Source organism: Erwinia sp. MYb416 (genome assembly GCF_037479575.1).
Classification (GTDB): domain Bacteria; phylum Pseudomonadota; class Gammaproteobacteria; order Enterobacterales; family Enterobacteriaceae; genus Erwinia; species Erwinia rhapontici.
In genome coordinates this window covers 1-525 of sequence record NZ_JBBGYT010000277.1, presented here as the reverse complement: position 1 = coordinate 525, position 525 = coordinate 1, and the positions used below count along the sequence as shown (strand labels likewise).

Annotated in this window: 2 protein-coding genes; both read right to left on the bottom strand. The window is 58.5% G+C overall.

The window, feature by feature from the left end; genetic code table 11:
• Positions 1-145, bottom strand: a 145-nt coding sequence (locus tag WH277_RS02490; protein WP_339504224.1) for an SDR family NAD(P)-dependent oxidoreductase, incomplete at its 3' end; no start/stop codon positions are given.
• A partial coding sequence (locus WH277_RS02485) for an ApeP family dehydratase (protein WP_339504223.1) occupies positions 142-525 on the bottom strand: 384 nt, incomplete at its 5' end. The genes WH277_RS02485 and WH277_RS02490, both read right to left, overlap by 4 nt.

Here is a 525-nt window from a genome sequence, read left to right as displayed (position 1 = left end):
TTTCTATCTGGTGCAGCGTATCCCGTGCGCCCTGCTCATCGCTGTGAAAATGAACGACCACGGTAAATCCATCGGAGGCCAGGCGCAGCGCAATCGCGCGGCCGATACCTTTACTGGCGCCGGTGACTAAGACAGAACGCGTCATTCCTGAATATCCTGTTGCATAAGTTGTTGAAGTTCCTGGTCATCTGGCTGATAGGTATTCAGTCGGCCATGGGCCCAGGTGTCGCCATCAATGGTGATGACGCCGTCGAAACTGCCTATTTTTTCATCGCGCATCAGCAGACTGACGCGAATATCCAGCACGCTGTCGGCGGGGAAGCTCGCCTGCTCGCTGCGGTAGCCGCGCCCCCCCAGTAACATGCCGGGACGCGGGGGATGTTGCTGTTGCTGGCGGCCATGCCAGCCTGACCAGACGCCTATCGTCTGGGCAATAATTTCAATGCCGAACCAAGCAGGCAATGCCCCCTGCGGGTTGAGAAAGGGGGCCAGCACACTGTCAGCACTGACCCGTACCCGGCAATG